The sequence below is a fragment of the Cupriavidus ulmosensis genome (genome assembly GCF_977008105.1).
In genome coordinates this window covers 119,537-133,353 of sequence record NZ_CDRMWP010000002.1, presented here as the reverse complement: position 1 = coordinate 133,353, position 13,817 = coordinate 119,537, and the positions used below count along the sequence as shown (strand labels likewise).

At 70.0% G+C, this 13,817-nt stretch carries 11 protein-coding genes; 2 read left to right on the top strand and 9 right to left on the bottom strand.

The features are described 5' to 3' along the window. Positions 1-376 precede the first annotated feature (376 nt). Positions 377-1,333 (top strand): LysR family transcriptional regulator, encoded by a 957-nt coding sequence (locus ACWTPI_RS20545; protein WP_454732558.1) that lies wholly within the window; start codon positions 377-379, stop codon positions 1,331-1,333. A 134-nt stretch (positions 1,334-1,467) separates the two neighbouring features. Continuing rightward, positions 1,468-1,941: an aminoacyl-tRNA deacylase gene (locus tag ACWTPI_RS20540; RefSeq protein ID WP_020202443.1), complete on the top strand. Its 474-nt coding sequence runs from the start codon at positions 1,468-1,470 to the stop codon at positions 1,939-1,941. Positions 1,942-1,988: 47 nt separating this feature from the next. Here the strand turns inward: ACWTPI_RS20540 and ACWTPI_RS20535 are convergent, their stop codons facing one another. From ACWTPI_RS20535 to ACWTPI_RS20495, 9 genes are all read right to left on the bottom strand, one after another. Next, complete coding sequence (locus ACWTPI_RS20535) at positions 1,989-2,942, bottom strand: Bug family tripartite tricarboxylate transporter substrate binding protein (protein ID WP_059412083.1); 954 nt, start codon at positions 2,940-2,942, stop codon at positions 1,989-1,991. Positions 2,943-3,294: 352 nt separating this feature from the next. Continuing rightward, positions 3,295-4,794 carry an aldehyde dehydrogenase gene (locus ACWTPI_RS20530; protein ID WP_029043478.1) on the bottom strand — a complete coding sequence of 500 codons (1,500 nt, stop codon included), beginning with the start codon at positions 4,792-4,794 and terminating at the stop codon, positions 3,295-3,297. Positions 4,795-4,837: 43 nt separating this feature from the next. After that, entirely contained in the window at positions 4,838-6,082 is a 1,245-nt protein-coding gene (locus tag ACWTPI_RS20525; protein ID WP_454732557.1) for a Zn-dependent hydrolase, read from the bottom strand. Positions 6,083-6,104: 22 nt separating this feature from the next. Then, positions 6,105-7,178, bottom strand: coding sequence for a histone deacetylase family protein (locus tag ACWTPI_RS20520; protein ID WP_454732556.1), 1,074 nt, complete (start codon positions 7,176-7,178; stop codon positions 6,105-6,107). 103 nt (positions 7,179-7,281) lie between these two features. Next, positions 7,282-9,006 carry a thiamine pyrophosphate-binding protein gene (locus ACWTPI_RS20515; protein ID WP_454732555.1) on the bottom strand — a complete coding sequence of 575 codons (1,725 nt, stop codon included), beginning with the start codon at positions 9,004-9,006 and terminating at the stop codon, positions 7,282-7,284. Then, positions 9,003-9,290 carry a cupin domain-containing protein gene (locus ACWTPI_RS20510; RefSeq protein ID WP_029043477.1) on the bottom strand — a complete coding sequence of 96 codons (288 nt, stop codon included), beginning with the start codon at positions 9,288-9,290 and terminating at the stop codon, positions 9,003-9,005. Before ACWTPI_RS20510 ends, ACWTPI_RS20515 begins: the two co-directional genes overlap by 4 nt. Before the next feature lie 24 nt (positions 9,291-9,314). Further along, a complete protein-coding gene (locus ACWTPI_RS20505; RefSeq protein ID WP_020202436.1) occupies positions 9,315-10,781 on the bottom strand; it encodes an NAD-dependent succinate-semialdehyde dehydrogenase in 1,467 nt (488 codons plus the stop codon). A 61-nt stretch (positions 10,782-10,842) separates the two neighbouring features. Beyond that, on the bottom strand, positions 10,843-12,105 hold the full coding sequence (gabT, locus tag ACWTPI_RS20500; RefSeq protein WP_020202435.1) for a 4-aminobutyrate--2-oxoglutarate transaminase: 1,263 nt from the start codon (positions 12,103-12,105) through the stop codon (positions 10,843-10,845). A gap of 44 nt (positions 12,106-12,149) precedes the next feature. Further along, positions 12,150-13,814 (bottom strand): ABC transporter ATP-binding protein, encoded by a 1,665-nt coding sequence (locus ACWTPI_RS20495; protein WP_454732554.1) that lies wholly within the window; start codon positions 13,812-13,814, stop codon positions 12,150-12,152. Positions 13,815-13,817 lie beyond the last annotated feature (3 nt).

Here is a 13,817-nt window from a genome sequence, read left to right as displayed (position 1 = left end):
AAGACGCGCATCGCGGCGCCGGACTTGAATCGCATTGGATTGCCTGCTTTGATTCAAACGCACCCGCCCGCGCAATGCGAATTGGCGCGTCCGCATTGCATGCAGCGGCGGCATCCATTCTTTGCCCGCCGGCGCGCGGCGATGGCGGCGGACAAATCGCAGGTCCGCCGCGGGCCGGATTTGGGACCGGATTCCGGACCAGATTCGGGACCGGATTCATGCCCCGATTCAATTCGGCGAATACGGAATGCCGCCGCCTGCGCCGCGAGATAAACCCGCGCCTCGCGCCGCGCCGGAGCGCGGCGCGCCAACGCGGCTAAACTCCTGCCACGCCGCCACGCCGGCATGCTTTCACTGCAAGGATTTCAAGCGCCACATGGACCTCAACGCCCTTCGCCTGTTCGTGGACATCGTCGACGCCGGCAACCTGTCGGCCGCCGCGCGCAAGCTCAAGATGACGCGCGCCAACGTGAGCTACCACCTCAAGGCACTGGAAGAAGCGCTCGGCGTGCAGTTGCTGCGCCGGACCACGCGCCACGTCGAGCCCACGCCCGTGGGCGCCGGCCTCTACGAGCACGGCCGCAACATCCTCGGCGAGGTGGCCGCCGCCAACGCGCTCATCAACAGCATGGGCAAGAGCCTGCAGGGCCATGTGCGCCTGTCGGTGCCGACCGGCCTGGGCCACGCGCTGATGTCGCAACTGCTGGTGAAGTTCAAGCACCGCTACCCGGACATCACGCTCGACGTGGTGTTCGACAACCGCATCCACAACCTGGTGTCCGAGGACGTGGAAGTGGCCCTGCGCATCATCTCCACGCCGCCCGACTCGGTGGTCGCCACCGAGATCGGCGTGGTCGAGTGGATCGTGTGCGGCTCGCCCGGCTATCTCACCGCGCATCCGGCGCCGCGCGAACTGGCCGACCTGCGCGGCCATGCCATCGTGTGCGCCTCGCCGATCGGCCAGAAGCTCAAGGCCTTCGGCACGCGCGGCCACGGCGCCGACGCCGTGCGCGAGCAGGTGGCGCTGGAACCCACGCTCAGTTCGGAGAACTTCGCCTTCCTCAAGGACGGCGTGCTGGGCGACGTCGGCCTGGGCATCTTCCCGCTCTACGCCGTCGCCGACGAGCTGGCGGCGGGCACGCTGGTGGCGCTGCTGCCCGACTACCGCATCAGCGTGTTCGGCAGCCGGCTCTACATGCTGACCATGCCCAACCGCTACCAGACGATGGCCACGCGCTACCTGCTCAATTTCCTCAAGACCGAGCTCCAGGTCCTGTGGCCGGCGCCGCGGCAGGCCGGCACGCAGGCCGATGCAACTCACGGCGAGGACTGAGCCCCGCATGGCGCGGGCGTCACCGCCAACCGTTCCCCACCGATAGCGGCTTTGCATCCGGGCGGCGCCGTCTATAGTAGGAAGCGCAGGGGTCCCCCGGCCCAGACTGCAACGTACAGCGAAGGAGACGCATCATGGCCTTGGCTACCACCCTGGCAAATTGCCTGAACAGCAGGAACAGCCGTTTCGATACCATCCGCCATCCCTACACCCTCAGCAGCATGGCCACTGCCGAGGCAGCGCACGTTCCCGGAGACCGCCTGGCCAAGACCCTGTTGCTGGAAGACGAGATCGGCTACGTGGCCGTGGTGATCCCGTCCACGCATCACCTGAACCTGTCGGCGCTGTGCGCGCAGACCGGGCGCACGCTGATCCTCGCGCAGGAGGACGAGATCCGCGAAGTCTTTAAGGACTGCGACTTCGGCGCCATCCCGCCCGTGGCGATGGCGTACGGCATGCACACCTACCTCGACGACAGCCTGCTGGCCCAGCCCGAAGTGTTCTTCGAGGCCGGCGACCACCAGCAACTGGTGCACATGAGCTGCGAGCAGTTCACCGAACTGATGGCCGGCGCCGAGCACGGCCGCTTTTCCCGCCACATGATGTAGGCCGGCGAATGCAGGCCCGCCGCGCGCGCGGCGAGCCTTTCGCCGCGCTACTGCAGGCTGATCCCCGACTGCTTGACCAGCTTCTCCGTGCGCGGGATCTCGGCGCCCACCATCGCGCTGAAATCCGCCACCGAGCCGCCGCGCGGCTCGGCGCCCGTGGCCGCCAGCTTCTCGCGGAAGCCGGGGTCCTTGAGCAGCTTGTTGATCGACACGTTGAGCTTGTTGACCACGTCCGCCGGCGTACCCTTGGGCGCGACGATGCCGTACCACGGCGCGATGTCGTAGCCGGGATAGCCCTGCTCGGCGATGGTCGGGATGTCCGGCGCCATCGGCGAGCGCTTGCTGTTGGACACGCCCAGCGCGCGCAGCTTGCCGGCCTTCACGTAGGGCAGCCCGGTCATGATGGTGTCGAAGTACATCGATACCTGCCCCGACAGCAGCGCGGGAATCGCGTCGCCGGCGCCCTTGTACGGCACGTGCACGATGTCGATACCGGCCAGCGCCTTGAGCATCTCGCCGGCCATGTGCGAGGTGGTGCCGGCGCCGAACGACGCATAGGTCAGCTTGCCCGGGTTGGCCTTGGCGTAGGCGATCATCTCCGGCAGCGTCTTGAACGGCAGGTCCGGGCTGGACAGCAGGATGTTGGGCGTATAGGCCACCACCGCGACCTTCTCGAACGCATCGGGATCGTAGCTGAGCTTCTTGTACAGGAAGCGGTTGGTCACCATCGAGGCGGGGCCGGACATCAGCAGCGTGTAGCCGTCGCCGGGCGCGCGCGCCGCGGCCTCGCTGCCGATCATGGCCGCCGCGCCGGGGCGGTTCTCCACCACGAAGGTCTGGCCGTATTCCTTGCTCAGGCCGATGCCGATCTGGCGCGTGATCAGGTCGGTGGCGGAGCCGGCCTGGAACGGCACCACGATGCGCACCGGCTGCGTGGGCCAGTCGCGCGTGGTCTGGGCGAACAGCGAAGGCGCGGCGGCGCCCAGCAGGATGGCGAGCATCGCCGCGCGTCGTTTCTGGAATGAAGGATTTTGCATGGTGTGGCTTGCCTCTAGGAGATTGGATCGTCCCGGCTCGGGGTGTGAATCAGTCAAGCAATTGCCATGCCATTGAAAAATGGCTTTTTTCTAATTTCCAATACCGTTTACAGAGCAATATGCACCCTGTTGGATGACCGGTTCTGTTTCATGCACTGCGATGGAATTTCCGATCGGCCTCGAGGGCTTCAAGACGGAAAACGCAGGGCCGTACCGCACGGCGGGCAACGAGAACGCCCCGGCCACGCGATACGGCCCTGCCATTTTCCGTAAATCAGGCTGAATGGATTCAGCGAATTTCTTTAAATCAATCCCGTCATCCCAGATGCATCCAGGTGGTCTTCAGATCCGTGTATTTGTCGAGTGCGTGCAATGACTTGTCGCGCCCGTTGCCGGATTGCTTGACGCCGCCGAACGGCACCGTGACGTCGCCATCCATGTAGCAGTTGACCCACACCAGGCCCGCGCGCAGTCGGCGCGAGACGCGATGCGCGCGCGACAGGTTCGCGGTCCACAGCCCGGAACCGAGGCCATACGGCGAATCGTTGGCCATGCGCACGGCTTCGTCCTCGGTGTCGAACACGGTCACGGCCAGCACCGGGCCGAAGATCTCCTCGCGCACGATCGACAGCGACTGCGACGGGCACTCGAAGATGGTCGGCTCGAGGAAATAGCCGCCGCTCTCGCCGCGCACGCGCTGCCCGCCCAGGCGCAGGCGCGCGCCTTCGCGCCGGCCCGCGTCGACGAACGACAGCACGCGGTCGAGCTGGCGCGCGTCGACGATGGCACCCATCGCCGAGGCCGGGTCGAGCGGGTCGCCGGGCTGCATGCGCGCCGCGGCCGCTTCCAGCCGCGCCATGAACGCATCGTAGATGCCGCGCTGCACGTACAGCCGCGAGCCGGCGATGCAGATCTCGCCCTGGTTGTTGAAGATGCCCACGGCGGCGGCCTGCGCGGCGCGGTCCAGGTCCGGGCAGTCGTCGAACACGATGTGCGGCGACTTGCCGCCGCACTCCAGCCACACGCGCTTGAGGTTGGACTGGCCCGCGTATTCCATGAAGCGCTTGCCGGTGGCGGTGGAGCCGGTAAAGGCGATGCAGTCCACGTCCGGGTGGCGGCCCAGCGCCTGGCCCGCTTCCGCGCCCAGGCCCGGCACCACGTTGAGCACGCCGGCGGGAATGCCGGCCTGCCCGGCCAGCTCGGCCAGGCGCAGCGCGGTCAGCGGCGACTGCTCGGCCGGCTTGAGGATGACGCTGTTGCCGGCGGCCAGCGCCGGCGCCACCTTCCAGCTCGCCATCAGCAGCGGGTAGTTCCACGGCACCACCGCCGCCACCACGCCGAGCGGCTCGCGCGTGATGGTGGCCAGCGTGTTGCCGTCGGTCGGCGCGATCTCGTCGTAGAGCTTGTCGATGGCCTCGGCGTACCACGCGTAGGTGCGCGCGGCCTCGGGGATGTCGTACAGCAGCGCGTCGCCGATGGGCTTGCCCATGTCGAGCGTTTCCAGCAGCGCCAGTTCCTCGCGCTGCGCCTCGATCAGCGCGGCCAGCCGCAGCAGCGCGGCCTTGCGCTCGCGGCGCGGCATCTGCGACCACACGCCGGACTCGAAGGCCGCGCGCGCGGCGGCCACGGCGCGGTCCACGTCGGCGCCGCCGCACGCGGCGACGTGCGCCAGCAGCGCGCCGGTGGCCGGGTTGCGGGTCTCGAAGGTGGCGCCGCCGGCGGCGTCGGTCCAGGCGCCGCCGATGTAGGCCTGGGTGCGCATCGGCACCGTGGCGGCGCGCTGGCGCCAGTAGGCGAGGTCGTGCAATTCACTCATCATGTTTCCGCGGTTGAAGTGGAACGAAGGCGCATGGCGGCGCTTACGCGCCGGCCTGCGCCACCATCGCGCCTAGCAGCACGTTGGCGCCGGCTTCCAGGTGCTCGGGCCGGGCGTCCTCCACCTCGTTGTGGCTGATGCCGTCCTTGCACGGCACGAAGATCATGGCGGTGGGCGCCACCGTGGCGATGTACACCGCGTCGTGCCCGGCGCCGGTGACGATGTCCTGGTGCGTGTAGCCCAGCGCCGCGGCCTGGCCGCGCACGTGGCCCACCAGCTCGGGCGCGAACGGCGTGGGCGGGAAATACTGCACGTCCTCGATCTTCACGCCGAGCGGCGCGCCGGTGGTCTCGCCGCGCGCCAGCGCCGCGCAGGCCGCGCGCAGGCGCGCGTCCATCTCGGCCAGGCGGTCGGCGTCCTGGTGGCGCAGGTCCACGGTGAACTTCACTTCGCCGGGAATCACGTTGCGCGAGGCCGGATGCACCGTCATCACGCCCACCGTGCCGCGCCCGTGCGGCGCGAAGTCATGGGCGATGCGCACCACTTCCTGCACGATGAACGAGGCGCCGTACAGCGCGTCGCGCCGCAGCGGCATCGGCGTGGGGCCCGCATGCGCCTCCATGCCGGTCACGGTCAGGTCGTACCAGCGCAGGCCCAGCGAACCGGTCACCACGCCGATCACGTTGCCGGCATCCTCCAGCACCGGCCCCTGCTCGATATGCGCCTCGAAATACGCGCCGATCTCGCGCCCGCCCACCTCGGCCTCGCCGGCATAACCGATCGCGCGCAGCTCGTCGGCCACGCGCTTGCCTTCGCTGTCGGTGGCATCCAGCGCGGTCCGCAGCGGGAAGATGCCGGCGAACACGCCCGAGCCCATCATCACCGGCACGAAGCGCGTGCCTTCCTCGTTGGTCCAGATCGCCAGCTCGAGCGGCGCCTCGGTCTGCACGCCGTGGTCGTTGAGCGTGCGCATCACCTCCAGCCCGGCCAGCACGCCGAAGCAGCCGTCGAACTTGCCGCCGGTGGGCTGGGTGTCGATATGGCTGCCGGTCATCACCGGCGGCAGGCTGCCGTTGCGCCCGGCGCGGCGGCCGAAGATGTTGCCCACGCGGTCCACGGTGACGCTCAGGCCGGCCTCGCGCATCCAGCCCGTCACCAGGTCGCGGCCCTGCCCGTCGAGCGCGGTCAGCGCCAGGCGCGCGTTGCCGCCGCGCGGCGTGGCGCCGATGCGGGCCAGGTCCATCAGCGATTGCCACAGGCGCTCGCCGTCGATCTTCAGTGCGGTCATGTCGGGTCTCCTTGTTCTCGGTTCAGGCCATCGCCGGGACGAGGCCGGACAGGAAGGCATCGAGCGCCGGGCCGATCGCATCGACCTCGTAGCCGCCTTCCTGCACCACCACCGTGGGCACGCCCAGCGCGTTGATGCGCTCGCCGATGCCGCGGTAGGCGTCCAGCCCCACGCGCAGCACGCTGATGGGATCGTGGATGTAGGTGTCGAAGCCCAGCGCCAGCACCAGCGCCTGCGGACGGTAGTCGCGCAGGGCGTCGAGCGCATTGTCGAGCGCGGCCAGGAAGCCGTCGTCCTCGGTGCCGTGCGCGAGCGGGAAATTCAGGTTGTAGCCGTAGCCCGCGCCGTAGCCGCGCTCGTTGGCGTAGCCGGTGTAGAACGGGTAGTAGCCGCTCGGGTCGGCGTGCAGCGAGATCGTCATCACGTCGGAGCGCTGGTAGAAGATCTGCTGGGTGCCGTCGCCGTGGTGAGCGTCCACGTCCAGCACGGCCACCTTGCCGAAGCGCTTGAGCAGCGTCTCCGCGGCGATGGCCGAGTTGTTGACGTAGCAGAAGCCCACCGCGCGATCGCTGTGCGCGTGGTGCCCGGACGGGCGCGACAGCGAATACGCGATGCCCTGGCGGTGCTGCTGCTCGCACACGTACTGCGCGGCGGCCACCGCGCTGTGCGCCGAGCGCAGGATGGCGCGCCAGCTCTGCGGCCCGAGCGGCGCGCTCAGGTCGCCCAGGTAGTAGCCGGCCTGCGCGATGATGGAGTCGGTCGGGCACGGCACGCGGCGCGGCTGGTCCACGCGGCCGTTGTAGTAGGGCGACAGGTTCGGCAGCACCTCGATGCCGGGCTCGAAACCGGGCCGCGCCAGCGCCATCCAGCGCTCGTAGGCGTAGCCGAGGAAATCGAGATAGGCCGGGCTGTGCACGGCTTCCAGCGGCGCGCGGCCGAAATCGGCCGGCTCGGCCAGCGCGATGCCGCGCCCGGCCAGCGCGCGCTGCAGCGCATGGGCGCGCGCCGGCACGTCGGTCGGTTCGCACAGGCGGCCCGCGCGCATGAACTGGCGGGGCTGGTGCAGCAGTTGGTCATCCGAGAAGAAGGCGCGCATGATGTTGGGTTCGTGGTGAAGCGTGGTGAAACCTGGTGAAACGCGTTGGCTGCCGGTTCGCGCCCCTCTCCCACGACGCGGGAGAAGGGCGCGACACCAGGCGCTAGGCGGCCGCCCGCTGCCGCGCGAACGCCGCTTCGCGGATCTCCGTCAGCGTCACGCCCGGGGCGATGCCGTCGGCGTCGTAGCGCAGCTCCAGCAGCGCCGGCAGCTTTTCCCGGTCGGCGAAGGCCCGCGCGCGCGCGAACGCGGGGCCGAACGCGGCGTCGTTGTCCACCACCTCGCCGTAGCCGCGATAGGCGCGGATCAGCTCGGTGAACTCGGGGTTGTCGAAGCCCAGCGCGATCGTGCGGCCCGGGAACTCGCGCTCCTGGTGCGAGCGGATGGTGCCCCAGATACCGTTGTTGAACACCAGGATCACGATGCCGAGCCGGTACTGCATGGCCACGCCGAGTTCCTGCAGGTTCATCTGGAAGCAGCCGTCGCCGGCATAGCAGACCACCGTGCGCTCGGGGTTCTCCAGCTTGGCGGAGATCGCCGCCGGCAGGCCGTAGCCCATCGAGCCGACCGTCGGCGCCAGGCTGGTGCCCACGCCCTTGAAGCGGTAGTACGCATGCGGGAACAGCGCGTAGTTGCCGGCGCCCACGGTAAGGCAGGCGTCTTCGGGCAGCACGTCGCGCACGTGGCAGGCGGCGCGGTTCAGGTTGAGGCTGCCGGGCGCGGCCTTGGGCTCCTGCGCGGCCAGCAGCTCCTGGCGCGCGGCGCGGGTGCGCGCGGCCCAGGCCGGCTCGCGCGCGGGCGACAGGCCGTCGAGCGCGGCGGCGAACGCGTTCACGTCCGCCACCACCGGCAGCGCGGGCTGGAACACGCGGCCCAGCTCGTTGGCGTCCGGGTACACGTGCACCAGCTTCTGGCGCGGCAGCGGGCTTTCCACCAGCGTGTAGCCTTCGGTGGTGGCCTCGCCCATGCGCGTGCCCACGGCGATCAGCAGGTCGGCCTCGCGGATGCGCTCGCGCAGCGCCTCGCCCATGCCCCAGCCGACGTGGCCGGCGTAGTTCGGGTGATGGTTGTCGAAGCACTCGAGCCGGCGCCAGGCCACGCCCACCGGCAGCGCGAAGCGCTCGGCGAACGCTTCGAGCCGGCGCTGCGCGGACGCGCTCCAGCCCGAGCCGCCCACCAGCATGAACGGGCGCTCGGCGCGCTCGAGCAGGCCGGCCAGCGCGCCCAGCGCCTCGGGCGTGGGCGCGCCGTGCGGGCGCTGGTAGCGCGGCATGTCGGCCACCGCCGCCTTGCCCCACAGCGTGTCCTCGGGCAGCGCCAGCACCACCGGGCCGGGCCGGCCGCTGGTGGCCACCGCGAACGCGCGCGCGATGAACTCGGGAATGCGCTCGGTGCGGTCGATCTGCGCCACCCACTTGGCCATCTGGCCGAACATGCGGCGGTAGTCGATCTCCTGGAACGCCTCGCGCTCGCTGAAGTCGTTGCCGACCTGGCCGACGAACAGGATCATCGGCGTGGAGTCCTGGTGCGCCGTGTGCACGGCGATGCTGGCATTGGTGGCGCCGGGCCCGCGCGTGACGAAGCAGATGCCGGGCTCGCCGGTGAGCTTGCCGTAGGCTTCCGCCATGTAGCCGGCGCCGCTTTCCTGCCGGCACACGATCGGCTGGATCGCGTCCTGGTGGTCGTACAGCGCGTCGATGCAGGGCAGGTAGCTTTCGCCCGGCACCAGGAACACGCGCCTGACGCCCTGGATGCGCAGTTGTTCCACCAGGATCTGGCCGCCGTTGCGCTCGCGCGGCGCGGCGGCCCGGGTTGAAGATACGCTCATCGCTTGATCTCGATTTCCACGAACACGCACTCGCCTTCGTGCGCGTTGATGACGTTGTGCTCCACGCCCGCCGCGCGGTAGTAGGCGCGGCCCGCCACGAGCTGGCTGACCACCTCGCCGGCCGGCGTCTCCAGCCGCAGCGCGCCGGTGGTCATCGGCACCACCACGTAGTCGTAGCCGTGGCGGTGATGGCCGGTCTCGGCGCCCGGCGCGAAGCGCCACTCGGTGACGGCCACGCGGTCGTTGTCGATCTGCACGGTGGGAACGGCTTGGGGTCTGCTCATGCGTTTCTCCTGAAGGTGTGCCGGTCAGCGATCCACGCCGCCCATGCACAGGTACTTGGTTTCCAGGTATTCCTCGATGCCGTAGCTGGAGCCTTCGCGGCCCAGGCCCGACTGCTTGACGCCGCCGAACGGCGCCACCTCGTTGGAGATCAGCCCGGTGTTGATGCCGACCATGCCGTACTCCAGCGCCTCGGCCACGCGCCACACGCGGCCGATGTCGCGGCTGTAGAAGTAGGAGGCCAGGCCGAACTCGGTGTCGTTGGCCATGTCGATGACTTCCTGGTCGCTGCCGAAGCGGAACAGCGGCGCGAGCGGGCCGAAGGTTTCTTCCCGGGCCACCAGCATGGCCGGCGTCACGCCCGCCAGCACGGTCGGCTCGAAGAAGGTGCCGCCGAGGCGGTGGCGCTTGCCGCCCGAGAGCACGCGCGCGCCCTTGCCCACGGCGTCGGCGATATGCTGCTCGACCTTGGCCACCGCGTCCTGGTTGATCAGCGGACCCTGCAGCACGCCGGGCTCGAGGCCGTGGCCGACCTTGAGCTTTTCCACCGCGGCCACCAGCTTCTGCGCGAAGGCGTCGTACACCTTGTCGTGCACGTAGAGGCGGTTGGCGCAGACGCAGGTCTGGCCGGCGTTGCGGTACTTGGAGGCCATCGCGCCTTCCACGGCGGCGTCGAGGTCGGCGTCGTCGAACACGATGAACGGCGCGTTGCCGCCGAGCTCCAGCGACAGCTTCTTGATGGTCGGCGCCGACTGGCGCATCAGGATGCGGCCCACTTCGGTAGAGCCGGTGAAGCTGAGCTTGCGCACCACGGGGCTGCCGGTGAGCTCGCCGCCGATCTCGATCGAGCTGGCGGCGTCGCCCGTCACCACGCTGAGCAGGCCGGCGGGCAGCCCGGCGCGCTCGGCCAGCAGGGCCAGCGCGAGCGCGGACAGCGGCGTGTCCTCGGCCGGCTTGAGCACCATCGCGCAGCCGGCGGCCAGCGCGGGGCCGGCCTTGCGCGTGATCATGGCCAGCGGGAAGTTCCACGGCGTGATGGCCGCGCACACGCCGACCGGCTCCTTGACCACCAGCAGGCGCTTGTCGGCCGCGGGCGTGGCCAGCACGTCGCCGTTCACGCGCTTGGCTTCCTCGGCGAACCATTCCAGGAAAGAGGCGGCATAGAGCGCCTCGCCGCGCGCCTCGGCCAGCGGCTTGCCCTGCTCGCTGGTCATCAGCACGGCGAGGTCGTCGGCGTTGGCGATCATCAGGTCGTACCAGGCGCGCATGACCTGGGCGCGCTCGCGCGCGGTCTTGCGGCGCCACGCGGCCTGCGCCACGCGCGCGGCCTCGATGGCGCGGCGCGTCTCGGCCGCGCCCATCAGCGGCACGGTGCCGATCAGCGCGCCGTCGGCCGGGTTGGTGACGGCGAAGGTGGCGCCGTTGTCGGCGTCCTGCCACTGGCCGCCGACGAAAGCCTGCGCGCGCAGGAGGCTGGAATCCTTGAGTTGCATGATGTTCTGTCTCGTTATGTTGGTGTGGATGTGCCGGAGGGTGCGCGGATGCGGCCCGGTGTCAGCGCGTGAGCACGTCGGCCAGGATGTCCAGACCTTCGTCCATCACCGCGTCCTGGATGGTGAGCGGGAACAGGAAGCGGATCACGTTGCCGTACACACCGCACGACAGCAGCAGCAGACCCTGCTCGAGCGCGCGGTTCTGCACCTCGCGCGTGAACTCGGGGTCGGGCGAGCCGTCGGCGCGGCGGAATTCCACCGCCACCATCGCGCCCAGGCCGCGCACTTCCGCGATCTGCGGCACGCGCGACTTCAGGCTTTCCAGCCGCGCCACCAGGCGCTGGCCGAGCGCGGCGCCGCGCGGGATCAGTTGCTCGCCGTCGAGCACGTCGAGCACGGCCAGCGCGGAGGCCACCGCCAGCGGGTTGCCGGCATAGGTGCCGCCCAGGCCGCCGGGCGCGGGCGCGTCCATGACCTCGGCGCGGCCGCACACGGCCGACAGCGGCATGCCGCCGGCCAGGCTCTTGGCCATCGTGGTCAGGTCCGGCGCCACCTCGTAGTGCTCCATCGCGAACAGGCGGCCGGTGCGGCCGAAGCCGGTCTGCACCTCGTCGGCGATCAGCAGGATGCCGTGCTCGTCGCAGACCGCGCGCAGCGCCTTGACGAAGGCCGGCGGCGCCACGTTGAAGCCGCCCTCGCCCTGCACCGGCTCGAAGATGATGGCGGCCACGCGCTTGGGATCGACATCGGCCTTGAACAGGTGCTGCAGCGCCTTGAGCGAGTCGTCCACCGACACGCCGTGCAGCGCGCACGGGTACGGCGCGTGGAACACCTCGCCCGGGAACGGCCCGAAGCCGACCTTGTACGGCACCACCTTGCCGGTCAGCGCCATGCCCATCATGGTGCGGCCGTGGAAGCCGCCCGAGAACGCGATCACGCCGGGGCGGCCGGTGGCGGCGCGGGCGATCTTGATGGCGTTCTCCACGGCTTCGGCGCCGGTGGTGAAGAAGGCGGTCTTCTTGGCCGAGCGGCCCGGCGCGCGCTGGTTGATCTTCTCGGCCAGCTCGACGTAGCTGGCATACGGCACGATCTGGTACGCGGTGTGGGTGAAGCGGCCGAGCTGGCGCTGGATCGCCTCGACCAGGCGCGGGTGGCGGTGGCCGGTGTTGAGCACGGCGATGCCGGCGGCAAAGTCGATGTAGCGCTTGCCCTCCACGTCCCAGATCTCCGAGTTCTCGGCGCGCTCGGCGTAGAAATTGCACATCACGCCCACGCCACGCGGGGTGGCGGCGTCCTTGCGGCGAACCAGTTCGGCGTTCTTCATCTGTCGTTGCTCCGTCTTTGATGTCAGGTTGGTGCGCGCCGCGTTCAGGCGGCCGCGCGGATCAGGGTCGGGTCCCATTCCTTGCCGGGGACCGCGGCGATCAGGCGCTGCGTGTATTCGTGGCGCGGCGCGTCGAAGATCTGGTCGGGCGGGCCGGACTCCACCACGCGCCCCTTGTGCATCACGATCACGTGATGGCAGATCTGCGCGGCCACGCGCAGGTCGTGCGTGATGAAGATCAGGCCGATGTTCAGGCGCTTCTGCAGGTCGGCCAGCAGCTCGAGCACCTGCGCCTGCACCGAGACGTCGAGCGCGGAGACCGATTCGTCGGCCACCAGCAGCTTGGGCTCCAGCGCGAGCGCGCGCGCGATGCCGATGCGCTGGCGCTGGCCGCCCGAGAACTGGTTGGGATAGCGGTCGAACGCGGACGGCTCCAGCCCCACCAGTTGCAGCAGCTCGCGCCCGCGCGCCTGCGCCTGCGCCAGCGGCACGCCGTTGGCGACCGGGCCGTCGGTGATGATGCGGCCCACCGTGTGGCGCGGGTTGAGCGAGGCGAACGGGTCCTGGAAGATCATCTGCACGTCGCTGCGCAGCGGGCGGAACTGCCGCTCGGACAGGCGCGCGATGTCCTGGCCGTCGAACAGCAGCTCGCCGCCGTCGATGCCGGTCAGCTTGAGCAGGCACTTGCCGATGGTGGACTTGCCCGAGCCGGACTCGCCCACGATGCCGAGCGTCTGCCCGCGCTGCACGCGGAAGCTCACGCCGTCCACGGCGTTGACCACGCGCTTCTTGCTGAACAGGCCGCCGCCGGAGACGTAGGTCTTGCGCAGGTCGCGCACTTCCAGCACGGTCTCGGCCGCGTCCGCCTGGCGCTCCTTGGCGCGCCCGTGCGGCACGGCGCCGATGAGCCGGCGCGTGTAGGGATGCTGCGGATGGTTGAGCACCTGCTGCGCCGTGCCCATCTCCACCAGCACGCCCTTTTCCATCACCGCCACGCGGTCGGCGATCTCCGCCACCACGCCGAAGTCGTGCGTGACGAACATCACGCCCATGCCCTTCTCGGCCTGGATGCGCTTGATCAGCGCCAGGATCTGCGCCTGCGTGGTGACGTCGAGCGCGGTGGTCGGCTCGTCGGCGATCAGCAGCGCGGGCTCGAGCGCCAGCGCCATCGCGATCACCACGCGCTGGCGCTGGCCGCCGGACAGGCGGAACGGATAGCTGTGGGTCAGCGTGGCGGGGTCGGGCAGGCCGACGAATTCCAGCAGTTCCAGCACGCGGCGGTTGCGCGCCTCGCCCGGATAGGCGCCGTGCACGCGCATCACCTCGGCGATCTGCTCGCCCACGGTCATCACCGGGTTGAGCGCGGACAGCGGCTCCTGGAACACCATCGCCATGTCCTTGCCGCGCATCGACAGCAGGGTGTTCTCGTCCTGCGCCAGCAGGTCGCGGCCCTTGAACAGGATCTGCCCGCCCTGCGGCTTGAGGTAGGGCGGCAGCAGGCCCATGATGGCGTTGGCGCTCATCGACTTGCCCGAGCCGGACTCGCCGACGATGCACAGGATCTCGCCGGCGTGCAGGTCGTAGGTCACGCCGCTGACTGCGTGCGGGCGGTCGCCGCCGGCGGGCAGCGCGATGGTGAGGTCGCGCACGGACAGCAGCGGCGCGGCTGCCGGCGCGGAATTCTGGTCAGGTGATTGCATGTGCGGCATCCT